The following is a 20,593-nucleotide window of genomic DNA, read 5'->3' as shown; positions in this document are numbered from 1 at the left end:
CCGGTATATACATTGTTTCAGATAACCCATTACATTTTTCTTCCATCTGCACATCTGAAATCTGCATATCTGCACATCGCTAACTCATCTGCATATTTGAAATCTGCATATCTGCATATCCTTTTCCTCCTGCACATTTAACTTTTCCAAACGTTGGGCAACCGCAACCTTTTTTGAAAATACCACAGGAGGAGGAGCCGGTGAGCAGGATTGCCGCACCGATGATGATCAGTTTACTTTTTTTCATTGCCAATTGCAGCTGTTGTTAACATAACGCCAAAAATACCCATACATACGCCCAGCACATCGCAAAACATATCGCTCCATTCACAACTGCGCCAGGTAAAAATTGTTAATTGTAATATTTCTATTAATCCGCCAAAAACAATGGCGGCTATAGCAACCAATAAGGCTTGTTTATACGAAAATGACCTGGGCCTTTGTTGCCGTATTATGCCATTACAAAACAATACAACTAATGTAAAAAATAGCCCGGTATGCGTAAGCTTATCAAAGCCTCTAAAAAACATAGGCGAGTCGCCTACCCCGCCCAGGTTAACAGAACAAATGATCAAAACAAATAAGGCCCACAAATTTGCGAGCCCATAATATTTTAATGTACCTTTCATTAAGCGCCAACTACCGATTTATAGTCATCAGCAGACAAAAGGCCTTCAATTTCTGAAGCATCGGCAACGGTTATTTTCACCATCCAGCCTTCGCCGTAAGGGTCGGAGTTTACAAGGTCGGGTTGGTTGTTAAGGGCGGGGTTAATTTCGGTAACTGTACCGGTAACCGGCATAAACAGGTCTGATACTGTTTTTACCGCTTCAACGGTGCCAAAAACATCATCTTTCGCAACTTCTTTCCCTAAGGATGCAATGTCTACATAAACAATATCGCCAAGCTCGCTTTGTGCAAATTCGGTAATACCAATTGTAGCTTCATTGCCTTCAACTTTTATCCACTCGTGGTCTTTAGTGTATTTTAATTCAGCGGGAAAATTCATGTCGTTAAATTTTATGTGCCCAAAAATAATAAAAATTAGGCTATAGCAATAATTAAAGATTTATTGGGAGAAAGGGGGCAAAATAGAGATGCCAGGCTGGGTGATAAAATTTCGCGAAATTCTGAAGGGAGAAAGATATTCAAAGTAAAATGACTGTCCTGCTGAGTGGTAAAATTTCGCGAAATTCTGAAGGGGGGATGACATCAGTTAATCCCCAATGTCATGCCGAACTTGTTTCGGCACCCCACATGCTAAGTGTACTTCATGCGAGCCACCTGTCCTGTGGGATCGCGATCCGTTAGCTAACGGACGGCATGACTTCCGTTTTTCAACATGTCATGGGTAGGAACGAAGCATCTATTCGCGAACTTTTCTATCGGTCATGCATAGCTGATAGATCCTTGGTACCTCAGCATGACAGGAAAATTGGATATGTCATGGATAGCTCCATGTTGTTTACCCTACATTACAAACAAAAAGCCCTGTTCCATCATCCGGAACAGGGCTTTCATCAATTAAATTGAATTATTTTATTTCAGTGTAAAACCTGTTTTTCCCATAGTACCGCCGTCTGCATAAAGCAAAACGGTATAGGTGCCTTTTACAAACGGCGGGGTTGGGTTAACCCAGTCAATAGTGTATTCGGTACCGTCGTCTTTAAAGTCGATAGCGGTTTTGTAGGTGTATTGCAGGTCTGCGTTGTCGGCAGTAAAAGTTCCGCCATCGGGTGCGGTTATCAGGTTGCCGGTAGGGTCAATAATACGTACATAAATATCGTGCATTGTTTTATTGGCCAATGTATTGCTGGCAACGGTAAAATTAATCTTTATCTTTTTGGCAGGCCCGGCGCGGGTTACGTCAACTTCTTTACCGCTGCCCTTTATTTTATAGGCCACAATATTTGATGTGGCCAGCTTTAAGGCCTGCGCCACTTTTACCTTGGCATCAAGGTCCTGGTTTTGTTTGGAAAGCGTATCGGCCTTTTTAGATACCACGGCCAGGTTGTTCTTCAGCGTATCCCGTTCTGTTGTGAGCGTAGCATTCTGCTTATGCAGCTCTTCAATATCAGCGGTGTATTTGGTTACAAAATATCGTAATTGTTTAACATCTTCTTCAGCTTTTACCAGCTCGGCTTTGGTAAGTTTGCCTTTTGCCAGTTGAATCCTCAATACCTTAATTTTTGCTTTTAACGAGTCGTTTTTGGCAATCATCTCGGCCGACATTTTGGCTTTGCCCGCGTTTACCAGTTCAACCTGGTGCTCAAGGCTGTCCAGGTCGGCCTTTAATTTGGTTTGTTCGTCCTGTTGTGTAACTATCCGTACGTCCGACTTATTTTTTTGCAAGTACAAGTACACATCGGTACCTAACAAAGCCAAAACCACCACAATCAGAAAATAAATTACGTTTGAATTTTTCTTTGGTGGTTGCCCATATTGATTTTCCATAGCAATTAAATTATTTAAAGTTTAAATACAGTTTAAAACGGCTGGTGTTTTAAAAATTTACCATTTTACCGGGATGTTAATGTACAAGCATATTCATATTAATTGATATTACATGCTTTTATTGCAATTCTAACTGTTTTTTAGTGGTTAACTCTTTAGCGATATTAAACGTAAAAAGGTTAAAAATATGATTTTCAAAAAAAATGCAGGTTGAAAAATGTATTGGTGACGGCTAAAATTAAGCACAAAATGCCAAAAACACAACATGCAAGCAAATTTTATAAGTTATAATAAAACACCTGCAATATGAGTTTTATATCTTTGCAGCTTTAACAAATCGGCTTTAATGCATATATCCCGTTATATTTTACTCCTGGTAATTACACTGTTTATTATTACAAACGCTAAGGCGCAACCGGCCGAACCCGCCGATGCGCCAACCGCTGTTAAAACCCAGCCCAAGCGCGAATTCAGGGGTGTGTGGATAGCAACCGTGGTAAATATTGACTGGCCGACAAGTACAAAGCTTACCATGGAAAAGCAAAAGCAACAATTGCTGGATATCCTGAACTCGCACCAGGAAACCGGGATTAATGCCATTATGCTGCAGGTAAGGCCTGCCGCCGATGCCCTTTATGCCAAAAGCCGCGAACCATGGTCAAAATATCTAACCGGTAAACAAGGCCAAAACCCGGGTTATGATCCGCTGGAATTTGCCATTACCGAAGCACACAAACGCGGCATGGAACTGCATGCCTGGTTTAACCCATACCGGGCAACATTTGATGGCAACTTTGCGGCGCTTAGCCCGCAGCATATTACCCGGATAAAACCCGAGTGGTTTTTTACCTATGGCGGCATCAAAACTTTTAACCCCGGCCTGCCCGAAGTGCGCGATTACATTGTACAGGTAATATTGGATGTGGTAGATAATTATGATATAGATGGCGTGCACATGGACGATTATTTTTACCCCTACCCCATTGCCGGCCAAAAAATAAATGATGAGGATACCTATGCTAAATACGGGCAGGGCTTTGATAATATAAAAGACTGGCGCCGCCACAATGTTGACCTGCTGATAAAAATGATTGCCGACAGTGTACACGCCCATGATCCTAATATCAAATTCGGCATCAGTCCGTTTGGCATCTGGGCCAATAAGGCTCAAAATGACGAGGGGTCTGAAACCAACGGCGGCTCATCCTACTACGAAAACTATGCCGACTCGCGCAAATGGATGGAAGAGGGTTGGATTGATTATATAAACCCGCAGCTATACTGGCCTATTGGTAACCGCGCTGCCGCGTTTGATAAACTACTAACCTGGTGGAGCGAAAATACCTTTGGCAGGCACCTGTACATTGGCCAGGCCGCCTACCGTATTAACGAGCGTAAAACCCTGGCATTTAAAAACCCTAACCAGCTGCCCAGCCAGATAACCCTTATGAGGAATAACCCGAGGATACAGGGAAGCGTTTATTTCAGTTCCAGCTCGCTCACCAATAATCCTTTGGGCATAACAGATTCGTTAAGAGATAATTATTACCGGTACCCCGCCCTACCCCCGGTAATGCTTTGGCGCGATTCGATAGGCCCCAATGCGCCCTTAAACGTTACCGCCCGCCCGGCGATAAGAGGAGGCGTAGCGGTAAGGTGGCAGACACCCACTTTGGCCAAAGACGAAGAACCGGTTTACGGCTACGTGATATACCGTTTTGATAATAACGAGAAGATAAATATTGACGACCCTAAAAACATCCTGAAAATTCAATATAATGCCAACCCAGCCTACGATGACAATACCGTACAAAAAGGTAAAACCTATTTTTACGTAGTAACGGCGCTTGACAGGATGAAGAACGAGAGCGAACGGTCGCCAACCATAGCGGTCACGGTGCCGTAGTGGTAGGCCTGATGTCATTAGGTAAAAAATAAGCACAAATAATATCGAATAACGCATTTCGAATATCCAACACCGAAGTTTTCCTTCATTATTCGATATTGGACATTCAGTGTTCGATATTTAAATCGATCGTAATTTCTTAACTTGATAACATTGCGGGCACACCGGCAGATTAATTTATGAGTTGTTTTTCGCTCAGGCGATCAAGGTAGGTATCAATCTCGCTATCTCCCATACCAAATATTTTTTCTGTCGACCAGAATGCCTGATAAATTTCCGGTTTGGTTTTTATACCGCTGTTGTAAATATCAAGCAGCTTTTGTTCTACGTAGTTTAATCCGCCGGCATTAACCCTTAGCCGCTTTAAATGTGCAAGCAGCGCAGGTTTTAATAGGTGTAACGCGCCCCAAAAGGAATTTTCATTAAGCCATTGTTCTAATTCATCGGCATTACCCTTAACGTATAAAGGCCATGCCTGGGCAGCCAATTCAAATTCCCATTCGCTCAGTTGTACACGGCCATCATACAGGTCTTCAAGTTGATCGCTGTTTAACTGGCCGATACCCCTGAAATCGTCGACGCCGGGGAATTCATCGGGGCAGATCAGGAAAATGGCAGGCGCCGACATATTGGTTTGCCGGTTCAGCATTTGCATTACGCCCAGCAGGTTTACCTGGCAATGCAAATCAAACTCAAACCAAAGATTAATTTCATCGTACGTGCCGTTTAGTTTACCCAGTTCATCAATCACCTTATGTTGATATCCTGCGGCAGTTTCCTTAAAAGTTTCGCCAATCCATCTGGAACGATCATTCCAAAATCCGGCGGCCGAGATATCATCTTCCAGGGGGCCTTCGGATAAAACCTCGCGCCAAACCATAACGTCGCCATCCAGCCCGGTTTGGTTAAAACTATGCAGCGTCGAATCGCCGTTAAGTACATGCAGAATATTGCTCATAAGTTGCACTTTTTTGTAAATAAACAACGTTTTTGTATAAAAAAATTGCATTTTTTTGAAATATTTTTGTGAATATCTTGCTTAAGCATTCAATGAATTTTGAAATTTTCGGTTGAGAATATTTGATTATTTTTGACGGGAAGACTTTTGTCATCCTGAACGTAGTGAAGGATCTACCCGGCGACAGGCATCATCACCATAAAAGTTCGCAAATAGATGCTTCGTACCTCAGCATGACAAACGTAAAATACAAGTGCTCATGCAACTAACCATTCCATCCATATCCAACTTACCCCAGGCGGCCCAATCCATTATTGAGCACGCGGGCAATAACCGCATTTTTTTATTTTATGGCGATATGGGCGCAGGTAAAACCACCCTGATCAAAGAATTATGCAAGGCCCTGGGTACTACGGATAATATTAGCAGCCCTACGTTTTCTATCGTTAACGAATACCACACGGCAAAGGATAAAATTTATCATTTTGATTTCTATCGCCTTAAAGATCAAACCGAAGCGCTGGATATGGGCTATGAAGAATACTTTTATGCCGGCGCCTGGTGCTTTATTGAATGGCCCGAAAAGATCCCTGATCTGCTGCCCGAACACTATTCCAACATCAGTATCAAGGTTTTGGACGATGGATCGAGGCAGGTCAATATCGAAAATATTTAGTTTTCAGGATACATCCTTTTTTCTTATCTTCATCAGCCAGAAAAACACACATACATGAGTTCAGGGAAATACAGCGGGTTTTCGGATGTTGCCAGGCAGGCCATGATGCAGCCCCAGGAGTCGATGCTGGAGGTTAAAAACAAAAAGAACCAGTTATTTATTGGTATCCCCAAAGAAATTTCCTTCCAGGAAAACAGGATCCCCCTTACGCCGCTTTCGGTTGCGCTGTTAGTTAATAACGGGCACCGGGTAATGCTGGAAAGCAATGCCGGGCAGGCTGCCAATTTTAGCGATAAGGATTACAGCGAACAGGGCGCCCTGATTGTTTACGATACCAAAACTGTTTACGAAGCCGATATTATCATTAAAATTGCCCCGCCTATGGTGCAGGAAATCGAAATGATGAAGCATGGGCAGATCCTGATCTCGGCCCTGCAGCTGGCTACCCTAAAAGCCGACAGCCTGCACGCCCTCATGAAAAAAAATGTTACCGCCCTGTGTTTTGAGCATTTGCTTGATGAAGGCGGCTCGTTAACCGTGGTAAGGGCCATGAGCGAAATAGTGGGGGCCACATCTATACTGATAGCCGCCGAATATTTAAGCAATGTTTTTGAAGGTAAAGGGTTGATGCTGGGTGGTATAACCGGCGTTCCGCCTACAGAAATTGTGATATTGGGCGCCGGTACCGTTGGCGAATACGCAGCCCGCACAGCTATATCATTAGGCGCCGAAGTAAAGGTTTTTGATCCATCAATATATAAGCTGCGCCGCTTACAAAATAATATCGGGACCCGGGTGTTTACCTCCGTGGTTCAGCCTATCGTGTTAGAAAAAGCTATTACCACCTGCGATGTGGCCATTGGCGCCATCCGTGCCGAGGATGGCCGCAGCCCGTGTATCATATCAGAAGCTACGGTAAGCCGCATGAAACGCGATTCGGTGGTGATTGATGTAAGCATTGACCAGGGCGGGTGTTTTGAAACCTCGGAGGTTACCAACCACACACACCCGGTTTTCCGCAAATACGATGTAATTCATTATTGCGTGCCCAATATCGCTTCAAGGGTTGCCCGTACTGCTACCTATGCCCTCACCAATATTTTTGCCCCCATTTTGCTGGATATTGGCGAGCAGGGAGGTATTAAAAACGTGATATGGCAAAAATCGGGCGTACGTAATGCGGTATACATTTACCAGGGGCAGCTCACCAATAAATACATTGGCGAGCGGTTTTCAATCCCATGTAAGGACCTTGACCTGCTCATTGTATCGCACAGGTAATGGTATGATGCGTTGCTGCCTGTTTATCTTTGCCCTTGTTATGGTTGGCTATAATGCCCCTGCGCAGCATTATAAATATATTGACAGCGCCCGCGTTTGTGGTATTACCGGGTATAAAAAACAGGTAAAAGCCGATTCAAATAAGCGCCTGGTTGAAATTATAAAATACGTCCCGGCTATAAAACTGGATATCCGCTATGCTACAACCAACAACTTTATGCATAGGGCTATGTACAGGCGAGCTAAGGCATACGCAAGATTGCCCGTGGTAAAAGCTTTAAAGGATATTGAGGCTGATTTAAAAACACGGGGCCTGGGCTTAAAAATATTTGATGCTTACAGGCCTTATTCGGTCACGGTAGCGTTTTACGAAACCACGCCCGATACCAATTTTGTGGCCAATCCAAAATTCGGCTCCAAACATAACCGGGGCTGCGCTATCGATCTTACATTGATCGACCTTAAAACCGGAAAAGAACTGGATATGCCCACAGGCTTTGATAGTTTCAGTAGAAAGGCATCGGCTAATTATGCAGGTGCTACACCACAACAAACGACTAATCGCGAGCTGCTTAAAACAATCATGTGTACGCATGGGTTTACGGTACTGAATACCGAGTGGTGGCATTATGATTTTGACGGGTGGCGCAATTATCAACTGGCCGATATTCCGTTTACGGCATTATAAATTCAACCGGAAGTAATTTAAAGCGACAAAGGCACTATAATTGCTCGCCAATTGCAGGAGGGCAATAAAATGATTGATATGGTAAACATGAAAGTTATCAGCAAAGAATATTTAAAACAGCTTTGGAAAGTGTTAATAGCTACCTTCAAGGGCTTTGCAAATGATAACGGGCTGAAACTAAGCGCCTCGCTGGCTTATTACACTGTTTTTTCCATAGCCCCGTTGCTAATCATTATAATATCAGTAGCCGGCCTTGTTTTTGGCCAGGATGCGGCTACCGACAGGCTTTATCCGCAAATAGCCCATTATGTTGGCTCGGGACCGGCGCGGCAAATTCAGGATGCTTTAACGCACTTAGCACTTTCGGGCAAATCGGGCCTGGCTGTGGTAATTGGCACAGTTACCTTATTATTGGGCGCCAGCAGTATCTTTATCGAGATACAGGATTCATTAAATACCATTTGGCGGGTAAAAGCCAAACCTAAAAGTGGTTGGATCCAATTGCTTAAAAATCGTTTTGTATCCTTTTCGCTAGTTATAAGCCTTGGGTTTTTACTATTGGCAACACTTACCATAAACCTTGTACTTGATGCTTTAAAGGGAAGGATAGCACATTTTTTTCCAATTGTAACAGGGTTTCTGCTGAAAGGGATTAACCTCGCGCTCACGCTTATTGTGATAACTACCTTGTTTGGCATTATCTTTAAGTTTTTGCCCGATGTAAAAATCAGGTGGAAAGATGTGCGCACCGGCGCGTTTTTTACCGCCTTGCTATTTATGTTGGGGCAATACCTGATCAGCTTATACATCCAGTACACCGCCCAGGGCTCGGCTTACGGCGCAGCCGGGTCGATAATAGTTATCCTGGTTTGGATCTATTATACATCGGCCATATTGTACATCGGCGCCGAATTTACACAGGTATATGCCGAGGCCATTGGCAGCCACATAGAACCGGCAGATTACGCTGTGTCGGTACAGCAAACAGAGGTAGAGCGCCATGTAAAAAGCTTACCACCTCAAAATCCACAATTACAGGGGCATTTGAAAAAAGAAGAAATTAAAGAAAGTAGCAAGTAGTTAGTATCAAGTAGCAAGATTTTGACTTTCTGACAAAAGACTTTCGGACTGGTTTGATGTGCGCAGCCTTCTTGATACCTGGTACTAACTACCTGATATTCATGGAAATCGCTTTTAAAACAGGAGGCACCTACGGAGCCAAAAACTGTTACTTTTTTTACTATAAACACGAAACTCCGCTGGAGTTATAAACCTGCAACTGTTGACTCCAGCGGAGTCACGTGTTTATAGTATTACACCCACCCGCACAATTTGGCTCCGTAGGTGCCTCCTGTTTGTCTTTAATTTTAAAAGCGATTTCCCTGACCTGATACTACCCTTCACAATATATTCACCAATTCTTCGTATATTCGTGTAGTAATTTATTATCAAAAAATGGAAACTAAAGATCAATACGTTTATAAAAACGTTATACAATTAACAGAGGACGATGCATCCCGTAAATATTTGGGTAAAGTATTTGCATGGATGTTTATTGCATTAGGCATTTCTGCTTTTTGCGCTTTCGAATTCTTCTTAAATCAAAACCTGATGAATTTGATTGTTAACCCTGCAACGCAGGGATTTTCAACTTTAGGCTATGTAGCCTTATTTGCACCGGTTGCTTTTTCAATGGTCATAAGCTTTGGCCTCAACAGGTTATCATACCCGGTTATTTTGTTTTTGTTTATTGCCTACGCCGCTTCAGTTGGTATAAGCCTGAGCATTTTCGGCCTTATTTATACAGCAACGTCAATATTTACCATATTTATCAGCGCCGCTGTAGTTTTTGGCATAATGGCTATTGCCGGATATTTTACCACGATGGATTTAACCAAATTTGGTTCAATTTTAATCATCATCTTTTTTGGTGCATTTGCTGTGGCCATGGTTAACTTCTTTTTAGGTAGCCCTCAGTTAAGCTACGTGCTTAGCTTTGTATTTGTTGTATTGATGGTTGGTTTAACAGCCTACTACATGCAAATGCTGAAAAGAATTGGTGCCGGACTTGAGTATGGAAGTGCAGAGTCAAAAAAACTGGTGATCATGGGCGCATTTGTGCTTTATACTACATTTATTAACTTGTTTACTTCAATGCTGCGTCTTTTTGGTAGCAGGCGATAATAAACAACCAACAAATTATTATTAAAAAGCTGCCCCGCAAAGGCAGCTTTTTTTGTGGATATAAATTTACTTAGCGTACACATAGCCTGGCATATAAACTATTGCATTTTACGGCTTTATTATGCACCTTTGCACTGCTTATGGAGAAAGACGGAGGGATTAGACCCTGCGATGTCTTAGCAACCTGTGCTTCACAAGGTGCTACATTCTACTCAGCCAGCTAAACAGCCCTGGGAAAGATAAGCGAAAGTCAATTGAACACCCGACTTTTCGATGTAAGCTTTTTTTTAGTAGCAAGTAATTAGTATCAAGTAGCAAGATTTTTTTGCGTTGATCTAATTAAAAATCAGGCGCCGGAGTTTCCGTACTTGATACTTGATACTAACTACTTGATACTAACCATGAACATTAGAAAAGAATTAGAAAAACGCATCCTTGTAATTGACGGGGCTATGGGTACCATGATACAGCGGTACCAGCTTACCGAAAAGGATTTTCGTGGGGAAAGGTTTAAAGATCACCATAGTGATTTGCAGGGGAATAATGACCTTTTGAATATTACGCGCCCGGATATTATCAAGGCCATCCATGCCGAGTATTTGGATGCCGGCGCCGATATTATTGAAACCAATACCTTCAGCACACAAATTATTTCACTGGCCGATTATAAGCTGGAGGAACTGGCCTATGAGCTTAGTTACGAAGGCGCCCGTATTGCCCGCGAAGTGGCCGACGAATACAACCAAAAAAATCCGGCAAAACCGCGCTTTGTGGCCGGTGCCATAGGGCCAACTAACCGTACTGCCTCCCTATCGCCAGATGTTAATGACCCGGGCTACCGTGCCGTTACCTTTGATGATTTGGCCAACGCCTATTACGACCAGGTGCGTGGCCTGGTTGATGGCGGATCGGATTTATTATTGGTTGAAACCATCTTTGATACACTGAATGCCAAGGCAGCCTTGTTCGCTATCAATAAATACGCCCACGAGTCGGGCAAGCATCTGCCTATCATGATTTCCGGTACCATTACTGATGCCTCCGGTCGTACCCTTTCCGGGCAAACGGTAGAGGCTTTCTGGAATTCTATCCGTCACGCCAACCTGCTTTCAGTAGGTTTAAATTGTGCTTTGGGTGCCAAAGAAATGAGACCGCATTTGGCCGAACTATCTGAGAAAGCAGATGTATTTATATCTGCCTACCCTAATGCTGGTTTACCAAACGAGTTTGGCCAGTACGACGAAACCGCGCATGAAACCGCCCACCAGGTTGATGATTTTATTAAAGCCGGTTTGGTAAATATTGTGGGGGGTTGTTGTGGCACCACGCCCGAGCACATCAAATGCATCGCCGAAAAGGCAGCCAAATACCCCCCAAGGCTTATCCCCGAAATTGAACCCGACCTGCGCCTGAGTGGCCTGGAAGCGGTGACCATAAAGCCCGACAGCATTTTTGTAAATGTGGGCGAGCGTACCAACATCACCGGTTCGCCAAAATTCTCGAAACTTATTTTAGCCGAAGATTATGAAGCCGCATTAGCCGTTGCCCTGCAACAGGTAGAGGGCGGTGCCCAGGTTATCGACATCAATATGGACGAGGGCATGATCGATTCGGAAGCGGTGATGGTGAAATTCCTGAACCTGGTAGCATCCGAACCGGATATTGCCAAACTGCCCATCATGATCGATTCATCAAAATGGACGGTTATTGAGGCGGGTTTAAAATGCATCCAGGGTAAGGGCATCGTAAACTCCATATCGCTTAAAGAGGGCGAAGAAAAATTTATTGAACAGGCCCGTAAAATCCTGAGCTATGGTGCCGCCACGGTAGTAATGGCTTTTGACGAAACCGGCCAGGCCGATTCGTTACAACGCCGTATTGAGATATGTAAAAGATCATATGATATTTTGGTTAACGTGGTTGGTTTCCCTCCGCAGGATATCATTTTCGACCCAAACATCCTTACCGTTGCAACCGGTTTAGAAGAGCATAACAATTACGCGGTTGATTTTATTGAGGCCACCCGCTGGATAAAACAAAATCTGCCTCATGCCAAAGTAAGCGGCGGGGTAAGCAACATTTCCTTCTCGTTCAGGGGGAATAATGTGGTGCGCGAAGCCATGCACTCGGCATTTTTATACCACGCCATTGGCGCCGGTATGGATATGGGTATTGTGAACGCCGGCATGCTGGAAGTTTACCAGGAAATAGATAAAACCCTGCTTGAGCTGGTAGAAGACGTGCTGCTTAATCGCCGCGATGACGCAACCGAACGCCTTGTTGAATATGCCGATACCATTAAAAGTAAAGGTAAAGAAGTTGTACGCGATGAAGAATGGCGCAAAGGAACCGTACAGGAAAGATTATCGCATGCGCTTGTAAAAGGTATTATTGAATACCTGGATGATGACGTAGAAGAAGCCCGCCAAACATACAGCAAACCGCTGGAAGTAATTGAAGGCCCCTTGATGGACGGCATGAATATAGTAGGCGACTTATTTGGCGCCGGTAAAATGTTTTTGCCACAGGTGGTAAAATCGGCCCGGGTAATGAAAAAGGCGGTGGCCTACCTACTGCCATTTATCGAGCTTGAAAAACAACGGGTTATTGATGCAGGCGAAGACAGTAGCGGAAGCCGTGCAAACGCCGGTAAAATATTGATGGCCACCGTAAAAGGCGATGTGCATGATATTGGTAAAAATATAGTAGGCGTAGTTTTGGCCTGTAACAACTTTGAGGTGATTGACCTGGGCGTTATGGTACCGGCACAACGCATTATTGAAGAGGCTAAAAAGCAAAATGTAGATATCATCGGCCTCAGTGGTTTGATTACGCCGTCGCTGGATGAGATGGTGCACTTTGCTAAAGAGATGGAGCGCGAGGGTTTTACTATTCCGCTGATTATTGGCGGGGCTACTACCTCGCGTATCCACGCGGCCGTTAAGGTCGATCCGCATTACTCGGGCGCTGCAATCCATGTACTGGATGCATCGCGCAGTGTTACCGTGTGTAGCAGCCTGATGAACCGCGATGGCCGGGATGCCTATATCAAAAACATAAAGGAGGAATATGCCAAATCCCGCGAAGCGCATTTGAATAAAAAATCGGATAAACGTTTTGTTACCATCGACCAGGCAAGGCAGGCCCGTTTCCAGATTAGCCTGGACGGCGATGTAGCGCCAAAGCCAACGTTTACCGGTACCAAAGTATTTGAATCGTATCCGCTGGAAGAATTAGTTCCTTATATCGACTGGACACCGTTTTTCCACACCTGGGAATTGCGCGGCAGCTATCCCAAGATATTTGCCGATAAGTTTGTAGGCGATGAAGCCAAAAAGCTTTTTGATGATGCCCAGGTGTTGTTAAAAAAGATAGTAAAAGAAAAACTGCTGCATGCAAACGGCGTTATCGGTTTTTGGCCGGCTAATAGCGTAGGCGATGACATTGAACTATATACCGACGAAAGTCGCAGTACGTTGTTAACCCGCATCCATACCCTGCGCCAACAGGCCGAAAAGGTTAAAGGCGATCCGTATTATGCATTGTCGGATTTTATCGCACCAAAAGAAAGCGGAGTGCCGGATTATTTTGGAGGCTTTGCGGTAACCACAGGCATTGGCTGCGATGAACTGGTTGCCGAATTTGAGGCCGACCATGACGATTATAACAGCATCATGGCCAAAGCCCTTGCCGATCGCCTTGCCGAGGCCTTTGCCGAAAAAATGCACGAACTGGTACGTAAAGAATACTGGGGCTACAGCAAAGGCGAGCAGCTAAATGCCGACGAACTGATCAAAGAAGAGTACCAGGGTATCCGCCCGGCCCCAGGCTATCCTGCCTGCCCGGATCACACGGAGAAAACAACTTTGTTTGAGTTACTGAAAGCGGAAGATGCTGCCAAAATGCACCTGACTGAGAGCTTAGCGATGACACCGGCCGCTTCTGTAAGTGGGTTCTATTTTGCACACCCGCAGGCAAGGTATTTTGGATTAGGGAAGATAAGTAAGGACCAGGTTGAGGATTACGCTTTGCGGAAACAAATGCCGCTTGAGGACATCGAGAGGTGGTTGGGGCCTAATATAAATTATTGAGTTGTGTGTTGAATGTTGTAAGTTGTATGAGAAAAAAGCTTTAATTAAACGACGTGCAAAGCGATTATAAAAAATACATAGAATTAAATGTTTGGATTGAAGCAAGGAAGCTTGTTAGCGAAGTATATTCTGCAACACGTTCATTTCCAAAAGAAGAGCAATTTGGGTTAAGCAATCAAATGAGAAGGTGTTCGGTGTCTATCCCATCGAATATCGCAGAAGGATGTGGACGAAATCATAAAAAGGACAGCCTTCAGTTTTTCTATATAGCAAGAGGATCATTATATGAATTAGAAACACAACTCTTTTTAAGTAGCGATTTGAACTTCATTGAAAAACCACAACTCGACAAATACTTATCACAATTGGAAATTCGTAAGAAAACTGCTTAATGGTTTCATCAGATATTTTAGTTCTGAATAAATCTTTTTACTTACAACTTTCAACACACAACCTACAACAAAATAATGAAAATTACAGATCATATCAAAAACGCCAACGGAAAAACGTTATTCTCTTTCGAACTAATCCCACCCTTAAAAGGCCAAAGCATCCAGGGTATCTACGATGCCATTGACCCCTTAATGGAGTTTAAGCCGCCGTTTATTGATGTTACATCCTTACGCGAGGATTTTATTTACAAACAGCATGATAATGGCTTGCTGGAAAAGCTGAGCTATCGCAAACGTCCGGGCACTATCGCTATCTGCGCTGCTATCATGAATAAATATAAGGTAGATACCGTTCCGCATTTGTTGTGCGGTGGTTTTACCAAGGATGAGACGGAGAATGGGTTGGTCGATCTCCAGTTTTTAGGTATCGAGAATGTGTTGGTTTTGCGGGGCGACGCACGCCGGGGAGATGCATCCTTTGTGCCAACATCCAATGGGCATAACTATGCTACCGATTTGTTACAACAGGTAGTGAACATGAACAACGGTATTTACCTGCATGAACATAACGACGATAGCCTGAAAACCGATTTTTGTATCGGTATTGCCGGCTACCCCGAAAAGCATTTTGAAGCGCCAAACCTTAAAACCGACTTTAAATACCTGAAACAAAAGGTAGATATGGGTGCAAATTTTATTGTTACCCAAATGTTTTTTGACAATCAGAAATATTTCGACTTTGTAAATAACTGCCGGGCCAACGGCATTACCGTACCCATTATACCAGGCTTAAAACCTGTTACCACATCAAAGCAACTGATTAACCTTGCCAAAACCTTCCATATTGATATGCCCGAGGATTTATGCGACGCTGTTAACGGATGCAAATCTGAAAAAGATGTAAAAGATATTGGCGTGGAATGGATGATAAACCAATGCCGCGAGCTGATGGCTTTTGGTGTTCCGGTACTACACTTTTATACCATGAGCAACGCCGGGCCAACTAAGCGGATTGCGGAGGCTATTTTTTAGTGGGATATAAATGCCCTGTTGTGAAAACGATGTTCTAAAATAAGGGCATCGTTTTTTGTTTGTAAGAAAAAAATATAGTTGCTTTTTTGTGCTCTTAGGCATATGGTAATTCGCTATTAAATTCTTCGAGATTCAATCTCAGTTGCTCCAAATCGTTCCAGCCTTCCTCAAGATAATGCCATTTGTAAGTTATTTTTAGTCCCTCAACATGAATGGTTAATGTATAATTGATACCGTCAAGCACAATTCCTTTTTGTTCTTTAAGGATGGGTTTAATAGATATCATTTTTGCGAGACCGATAATCGTTGCGATCTTTTGAGCATCAATTACACCTTTTTCATAGTTTATAGTTGGTTTTATTTCCTGTCCAATATACTTCAGACCTTCCACAGGGTTATGAAATTTGGGAGTATCAATAAGTCTCGACCATGTTGTTCTATACCATTTAACAGCCTCTTCACCTATTTCAAGCTGCAAATTAATACTGTTATCAAAAGAGGGTTCGATAACCAATTGTATGTACTGTTTATCAATATCAATAATTTGTCCCTGAAACAATGTGGCTTGTGCAAGGGTTTCAAATTCAGGCCATTTTAACTTGTTGCCCATCTGCTTAGTTATTTATATTTAAGAACCTGCCACTAGTAATGGCTCTGGCATCCCTACTATGTGTGGCTTACTTTTCAACATTACTCGCCAACATCGTGTTTGCATCACCATAGCTTCCAAAAAGGCTTCTGATTTGATCCCGGTTTAGCCAACATCTGTATAACCCGCTCCGCGCCCCATTCCTCATCATCTGGAATCTTTTTCCAATCGATATTTTTAATTTCTATCCTCTGTTCAACAGTTTCCGGCCAGCTTACCTGGAAACCATTTTCCTCCAGCGTCGAAACAATCATCCGGGCAACATGTAACGCTTCATCATCATTTTGTGTAGCACTATCAAACCCCAAGTATAGGTTCCGGATGAAAGGGTCAACCGCCCTCGCTAAATCCTGCGAGTGATAATAGCAAAAGCCAATAGCTTTAACACCCAATTCATCCAGCTTTTCAATTGTTTCCATGCAGTCACCTTGTCCGTCTTGTTTGGTATAGCCGGCATTGTGCAAACACACTATCTTTTGCGCAATAAGTTGGTCAAATGCCTTGGCAAGCTTATCAAATCCGGTTGATTTTGCCCACTGCAAAGCTTCCTTTTGATGTTGCTTATATTTTTGATGGATGGTTTGTCTTAACCAAACATCATCAATATCATCCTCATCGTAAAACATATCTTCTAACCCATCAAAAATTTGCTGCTCATTTTCAAATCCAACCTTAATATCCAGTTCTATTTGTTCTAACGCCTCGTTTTTGGCTTCCTGTGTCATAAGCTATGGTACCATTAATTGTAATGATAAAGATGTTCGCTTTAAACCTGCTTACCAAATATCTACATTTAACAATTACTATACACCTGATGGATTGTGTAATTTTTTCACACATCAAATATATGTTAATGCAAAAAGGGTATCCCGGTTAAGCGATACCCTTTTGTATGGATAGATTTAATTACTTGCAAAAAATAACCTGGTTTGTTTTGCCTTGATCGTTCGAGTCGCCTGTGGTCAACTTACGCACGGTGCCTAAGGTTAAGCTGTAGGCGCATGACGGCCAGGTACTAAATGCCGGCGATATGGCAGCTGTTGCAAGGTTATATACCGCGGCAGCCCCTCTGGGTACATTGCCGGATGGCAGGCCAGATACACTACCTATCGCGTTTGACCATATGCCAATGTTCCAGCTGCCTATCAGTTCATGATCAACCGTATAATCAACGTGGGCTTGTGATTGTACCGGGGTACAACCGCTGCCGCCACCGGCAAACAGCTCTTCCAGTTTAAGCAGGCTTACCTCGTTCCAGTTGTTTACGTATATTTTACCGATGATAGATTGCGTATTTAAATTGGCAGATGCAGGATTGGCCGGATCATCTGTTGTTTGAAACTTAAGGTACAACATGGTGCCGTTTTTTTGATTTGCCGCGCCAACCGGGCTGCCTGGGGTTAAACCTGCGCTGGCATCGCCGCCGCCAATAATGGTATTGGTATTTAGTAAAACCAACGGGCCGTAAAACCCATTATCCAGGGCAGGCTGATCAACCCTTATCCAGCCGTTAGCATCCGGGTGAAGCACATGATCTGCAATTGGGCTGGGGAAATTATCGGCGGGTATGCTATCCGGTACCGATGCTGGCTGTCCAAGGTCTATCATTACATTCTGAAATGCAGGGCCACCATTCCACGTAATTTGGCGGGTAGCAACCTTAAGCTGCGTAGGGTCCATCTGGGCGGCGGTAACGGGGCTATAATTCACGTTGTCCAGCGAGTATAAAAAGCGGTAATGCAAAGCGCTTGCTGGCGCTGTTGGCACCTTCTTGGTGGCGTACCCAACCAGGTTTACCGAATTGAAGAAGCCATAGCCCACGCCTCCAACGCCCGATTTGGCGGTAAGTGTTTTACCCGCGGCATCAATATCTGATGTGATATTAAATTTACCTACCGATGTAAACCAGGGCACATCACTGGTGTAAACGCCGCCATCTTTGATGCAAAGTTTTACGCAGAAACAGTTATGCGCGTTGTGCCTGTCGGTTTGGCGGCCACGGGTACGGTCTTCCTGTAATAAAACAGCACCTGAAGACGATTCTACCCTAAAATAATAATCCGGACCGGCGGGCCACTCTACATTTAAAAATGGCGACAGCAAGGTTTGCCTGAAATTGGCGCCCGGATATACTATGGTAAATTTGCCATTGCTATCGGTATAGGCATTACCCAAAGTATCATCCTGTATCAGGTCGACATCGTAGGCAAATACTTTAACACCCGATAACGGCTTTTTAGTTTCGCAATCGGTTACTATTCCGCAAACCACCCAGATATCTAAGAGGGTAAGGATACGGCAAAACCATTTGGGATCTATTCTGTATTCAAAGAAAGCTACCTGGTCACCTTTTTCGGTTTGCTTGTAGGTTGGCTGCAAAGTGGTGATATGAAATTGCAACGAAAGGTCTTTTTTAGGCCCCGGCCCTATCTTTATGGGGGTATTGCCGCAATACCAGTCAACATCTACCGTTCCGCCATCGTAGCCGCTTTTTTCGCCAATCTCAATAACAAAGTCGCCATTATCCTGCAGGCGGCCTTCGGCAATAAACAGTTTTTCTTTTTCTTTCAGCTCGGCATCGGTAACCTGGTGAAAGGTTTGTTTGGCATCGGCAACGGCCAGGCGGGTTTCGTTGGCCCTGTCAAAGGTTTTGTAAACTTTTACCGAGTTGCCCGATACCGGCATCTCGCAATCAGAACATAGCAAACCGCGTAGGTTTCCTTTAATAATAAAGCTCATAGGTTTTTGTTTTTAGATTTCTTCTTCCCGCCTACTCTTTGATTGGATTTTCGGCATGCTCCATAACATTTTCCAGCACAGGCATTAGCACTGCTGGTTTGTTATGCCAAAGGTTTAACTAAAAAAAAAACCTATCAACGTTGCTACTACTGTTTTATGCCCTATGATTGTACGCGATTGAAAACGTACTACTACAGTTTCTGCTGCGTAGAAATACGCGGAAGGGGGGATAATATTTTTACTATAATAGTCTGATAAACGCAAAAAAGCGCCTTTCCCCCTAAAAGGAAAGACGCTTTTTTTACGGATAGATACTTATTGATATAAATAGGTATCCGTTAAATGTTGCATTGCTTCCTGGAAAAGGTTGTAAGCTGTTGCCTCATCGCTATTATTTATTGAAGTAATTGACGTTTGAATATACTTGTCATAAATTTCTTTAAATATAACGGCCTGGTTTTGCTCCTTATCAATGGCCTCAAGCAGGGATGCAGAAATTGTATAATATTTTTCAATCTCGGCTCCGGTAAATTTATCCTGTAAAATTTTATCCCTGAAACCCCTAAGCACATTTAATTGGCCATCAGCTTCTTTACCGGCAAAGTTGGTTGCAATACGGGTAAGGGCGCAGGGGTCTGAACTGGTGGAAGAGGGACAACCCGCTGAGCCAGGACAAGGAGCTGCTATTTCAATAAACATATTCATTCCATCCGATGGCTGAATAATAAGTTTATATGGCAGGTTTTCGACGGCTGAATAGCCAAAATGATAAATAAAGGTGTTACAATCTGTCGCGTTTAAAAATTCGTTTAAACGAACCTGCCCCATGAACGAGCCGCGATTAATTTGGGTATAATGCGCGGTTGGCTCTAATTTCTTGAAATTCAGCACATGGTTAAATAATACCTGCCATGTTTTTTCAAGAGAGATCCGCTCGCCGGTGTTGGTCATGAAACCGTTTTTGTTAATAATAGAGTTGGGTAAGCTGTTAGTCACCGTGTAATTACCAGGAATCAATACCAATATCCTCGATGAAGGATCATTTACGTCTTCAAGGCCGTTCATAAATTTAATGCCCGATACGTTGTCTTCGTTTAAAACCGTCTCAACGGCCAACCGGCTAAGGGTTACAGAACGAATTTCTGATGGAAATTTTTTTTGAAAGTCTTCCGTTAGTTCTTTGTAAAGATTTTCGCTAATGAATCCTCCTACTTGTTCGGGACTAATTTGGGTACTCAACATTTCTGTTTTCATTTCAATTGGTTTATGGTTTTAAATTTGATTAATTACTTATCAATGCATATAAATATAATATGCAATTATTGTAGTATTCCTATTGCGCCGCCATATAATTATTAACAGTTGTTAAAATCAATTTTGTCTATAGGCTGGCATATTATGCCCGCGTAGTACTACAGTTTTTGTTGCGTAGAAATACGCATTATCCTCCCGGTGTTAAAACGGGGAGGATTTATTACGCACTGTAAATGAATTAATTACGCGAACATTCAAAAATTAGACATGGCAGTCGAAACTTGCGCCA

Annotated in this window: 18 protein-coding genes and 1 riboswitch; of the genes, 9 read left to right on the top strand and 9 right to left on the bottom strand. The window is 43.3% G+C overall.

Annotated features, from left to right (window positions below):
* Window positions 1-79 precede the first annotated feature (79 nt).
* From AC1DXF_RS13755 to AC1DXF_RS13740, 4 genes are all read right to left on the bottom strand, one after another.
* Window positions 80-247: a hypothetical protein gene (locus tag AC1DXF_RS13755; protein ID WP_477449313.1), complete on the bottom strand. Its 168-nt coding sequence runs from the start codon at window positions 245-247 to the stop codon at window positions 80-82.
* Window positions 234-629, bottom strand: a complete 396-nt coding sequence (locus AC1DXF_RS13750; RefSeq protein WP_477449312.1) for a VanZ family protein — start codon at window positions 627-629, stop codon at window positions 234-236. The genes AC1DXF_RS13755 and AC1DXF_RS13750 overlap by 14 nt, the downstream gene beginning before the upstream one ends.
* Window positions 629-1,009: a glycine cleavage system protein GcvH gene (gene gcvH / locus AC1DXF_RS13745; protein WP_477449311.1), complete on the bottom strand. Its 381-nt coding sequence runs from the start codon at window positions 1,007-1,009 to the stop codon at window positions 629-631. The genes AC1DXF_RS13750 and gcvH overlap by 1 nt, the downstream gene beginning before the upstream one ends.
* A gap of 530 nt (window positions 1,010-1,539) precedes the next feature.
* Complete coding sequence (locus AC1DXF_RS13740; protein ID WP_477449310.1) at window positions 1,540-2,454, bottom strand: hypothetical protein; 915 nt, start codon at window positions 2,452-2,454, stop codon at window positions 1,540-1,542.
* A 346-nt stretch (window positions 2,455-2,800) separates the two neighbouring features.
* Between AC1DXF_RS13740 and AC1DXF_RS13735 the strand changes: the two genes are divergently transcribed.
* Complete coding sequence (locus AC1DXF_RS13735) at window positions 2,801-4,360, top strand: glycoside hydrolase family 10-like protein (RefSeq protein ID WP_477449309.1); 1,560 nt, start codon at window positions 2,801-2,803, stop codon at window positions 4,358-4,360.
* Between the two features lie 172 nt (window positions 4,361-4,532).
* On the opposite strand, the gene AC1DXF_RS13730 is transcribed toward AC1DXF_RS13735, so the two are convergent.
* The gene (locus AC1DXF_RS13730) at window positions 4,533-5,318 is read right to left on the bottom strand and encodes a DUF1835 domain-containing protein (protein ID WP_477449308.1); all 786 of its coding nucleotides are present in this window, start codon (window positions 5,316-5,318) and stop codon (window positions 4,533-4,535) included.
* Window positions 5,319-5,577: 259 nt separating this feature from the next.
* Between AC1DXF_RS13730 and tsaE the strand changes: the two genes are divergently transcribed.
* The 8 genes from tsaE to metF all read left to right on the top strand — a co-directional run bounded on the left by tsaE (window position 5,578) and on the right by metF (window position 15,662).
* A complete protein-coding gene (tsaE, locus tag AC1DXF_RS13725; RefSeq protein ID WP_477449307.1) occupies window positions 5,578-5,994 on the top strand; it encodes a tRNA (adenosine(37)-N6)-threonylcarbamoyltransferase complex ATPase subunit type 1 TsaE in 417 nt (138 codons plus the stop codon).
* Window positions 5,995-6,048: 54 nt separating this feature from the next.
* Window positions 6,049-7,275 carry an alanine dehydrogenase gene (locus AC1DXF_RS13720; RefSeq protein ID WP_477449306.1) on the top strand — a complete coding sequence of 409 codons (1,227 nt, stop codon included), beginning with the start codon at window positions 6,049-6,051 and terminating at the stop codon, window positions 7,273-7,275.
* A gap of 40 nt (window positions 7,276-7,315) precedes the next feature.
* On the top strand, window positions 7,316-7,963 hold the full coding sequence (locus tag AC1DXF_RS13715; RefSeq protein WP_477449305.1) for a M15 family metallopeptidase: 648 nt from the start codon (window positions 7,316-7,318) through the stop codon (window positions 7,961-7,963).
* 87 nt (window positions 7,964-8,050) lie between these two features.
* Entirely contained in the window at window positions 8,051-9,043 is a 993-nt protein-coding gene (locus tag AC1DXF_RS13710) for a YihY/virulence factor BrkB family protein (RefSeq protein ID WP_477449304.1), read from the top strand.
* Between the two features lie 375 nt (window positions 9,044-9,418).
* Entirely contained in the window at window positions 9,419-10,147 is a 729-nt protein-coding gene (locus AC1DXF_RS13705) for a Bax inhibitor-1/YccA family protein (protein WP_477449303.1), read from the top strand.
* Window positions 10,148-10,282: 135 nt separating this feature from the next.
* Window positions 10,283-10,393: riboswitch (SAM riboswitch) on the top strand.
* 155 nt (window positions 10,394-10,548) lie between these two features.
* Window positions 10,549-14,238 carry a methionine synthase gene (metH, locus tag AC1DXF_RS13700; RefSeq protein ID WP_477449302.1) on the top strand — a complete coding sequence of 1,230 codons (3,690 nt, stop codon included), beginning with the start codon at window positions 10,549-10,551 and terminating at the stop codon, window positions 14,236-14,238.
* Window positions 14,239-14,291: 53 nt separating this feature from the next.
* The gene (locus tag AC1DXF_RS13695; RefSeq protein WP_477449301.1) at window positions 14,292-14,630 is read left to right on the top strand and encodes a four helix bundle protein; all 339 of its coding nucleotides are present in this window, start codon (window positions 14,292-14,294) and stop codon (window positions 14,628-14,630) included.
* A 75-nt stretch (window positions 14,631-14,705) separates the two neighbouring features.
* Window positions 14,706-15,662 carry a methylenetetrahydrofolate reductase [NAD(P)H] gene (gene metF / locus AC1DXF_RS13690; RefSeq protein WP_477449300.1) on the top strand — a complete coding sequence of 319 codons (957 nt, stop codon included), beginning with the start codon at window positions 14,706-14,708 and terminating at the stop codon, window positions 15,660-15,662.
* 94 nt (window positions 15,663-15,756) lie between these two features.
* Here the strand turns inward: metF and AC1DXF_RS13685 are convergent, their stop codons facing one another.
* From AC1DXF_RS13685 to AC1DXF_RS13670, 4 genes are all read right to left on the bottom strand, one after another.
* Window positions 15,757-16,272, bottom strand: coding sequence for a hypothetical protein (locus tag AC1DXF_RS13685; protein WP_477449299.1), 516 nt, complete (start codon window positions 16,270-16,272; stop codon window positions 15,757-15,759).
* 104 nt (window positions 16,273-16,376) lie between these two features.
* Window positions 16,377-17,036 carry a DUF6891 domain-containing protein gene (locus AC1DXF_RS13680; protein ID WP_477449298.1) on the bottom strand — a complete coding sequence of 220 codons (660 nt, stop codon included), beginning with the start codon at window positions 17,034-17,036 and terminating at the stop codon, window positions 16,377-16,379.
* 181 nt (window positions 17,037-17,217) lie between these two features.
* Complete coding sequence (locus tag AC1DXF_RS13675) at window positions 17,218-19,050, bottom strand: transthyretin-like family protein (RefSeq protein WP_477449297.1); 1,833 nt, start codon at window positions 19,048-19,050, stop codon at window positions 17,218-17,220.
* Window positions 19,051-19,365: 315 nt separating this feature from the next.
* Window positions 19,366-20,304, bottom strand: a complete 939-nt coding sequence (locus AC1DXF_RS13670) for a hypothetical protein (RefSeq protein ID WP_477449296.1) — start codon at window positions 20,302-20,304, stop codon at window positions 19,366-19,368.
* Window positions 20,305-20,593: the final 289 nt, after the last annotated feature.

It is taken from the genome of Mucilaginibacter sp. P2_A5, from assembly GCF_056404995.1.
This window is presented reverse-complemented; position numbering and strand designations above follow the sequence as displayed.

Coding starts and splice junctions, on each gene's coding strand:
- AC1DXF_RS13735 (WP_477449309.1), top strand. CDS start 2,801: ATGCATATATCCCGTTATATTTTACTCCTGGTAATTACACTGTTTATT.
- AC1DXF_RS13755 (WP_477449313.1), bottom strand. CDS start 247: ATGAAAAAAAGTAAACTGATCATCATCGGTGCGGCAATCCTGCTCACC.
- AC1DXF_RS13675 (WP_477449297.1), bottom strand. CDS start 19,050: ATGAGCTTTATTATTAAAGGAAACCTACGCGGTTTGCTATGTTCTGAT.
- AC1DXF_RS13750 (WP_477449312.1), bottom strand. CDS start 629: ATGAAAGGTACATTAAAATATTATGGGCTCGCAAATTTGTGGGCCTTA.
- AC1DXF_RS13710 (WP_477449304.1), top strand. CDS start 8,051: ATGAAAGTTATCAGCAAAGAATATTTAAAACAGCTTTGGAAAGTGTTA.
- AC1DXF_RS13715 (WP_477449305.1), top strand. CDS start 7,316: ATGGTTGGCTATAATGCCCCTGCGCAGCATTATAAATATATTGACAGC.
- AC1DXF_RS13720 (WP_477449306.1), top strand. CDS start 6,049: ATGAGTTCAGGGAAATACAGCGGGTTTTCGGATGTTGCCAGGCAGGCC.
- metF (WP_477449300.1), top strand. CDS start 14,706: ATGAAAATTACAGATCATATCAAAAACGCCAACGGAAAAACGTTATTC.
- gcvH (WP_477449311.1), bottom strand. CDS start 1,009: ATGAATTTTCCCGCTGAATTAAAATACACTAAAGACCACGAGTGGATA.
- metH (WP_477449302.1), top strand. CDS start 10,549: ATGAACATTAGAAAAGAATTAGAAAAACGCATCCTTGTAATTGACGGG.
- AC1DXF_RS13670 (WP_477449296.1), bottom strand. CDS start 20,304: ATGAAAACAGAAATGTTGAGTACCCAAATTAGTCCCGAACAAGTAGGA.
- AC1DXF_RS13705 (WP_477449303.1), top strand. CDS start 9,419: ATGGAAACTAAAGATCAATACGTTTATAAAAACGTTATACAATTAACA.
- AC1DXF_RS13685 (WP_477449299.1), bottom strand. CDS start 16,272: ATGGGCAACAAGTTAAAATGGCCTGAATTTGAAACCCTTGCACAAGCC.
- tsaE (WP_477449307.1), top strand. CDS start 5,578: ATGCAACTAACCATTCCATCCATATCCAACTTACCCCAGGCGGCCCAA.
- AC1DXF_RS13680 (WP_477449298.1), bottom strand. CDS start 17,036: ATGACACAGGAAGCCAAAAACGAGGCGTTAGAACAAATAGAACTGGAT.
- AC1DXF_RS13730 (WP_477449308.1), bottom strand. CDS start 5,318: ATGAGCAATATTCTGCATGTACTTAACGGCGATTCGACGCTGCATAGT.
- AC1DXF_RS13740 (WP_477449310.1), bottom strand. CDS start 2,454: ATGGAAAATCAATATGGGCAACCACCAAAGAAAAATTCAAACGTAATT.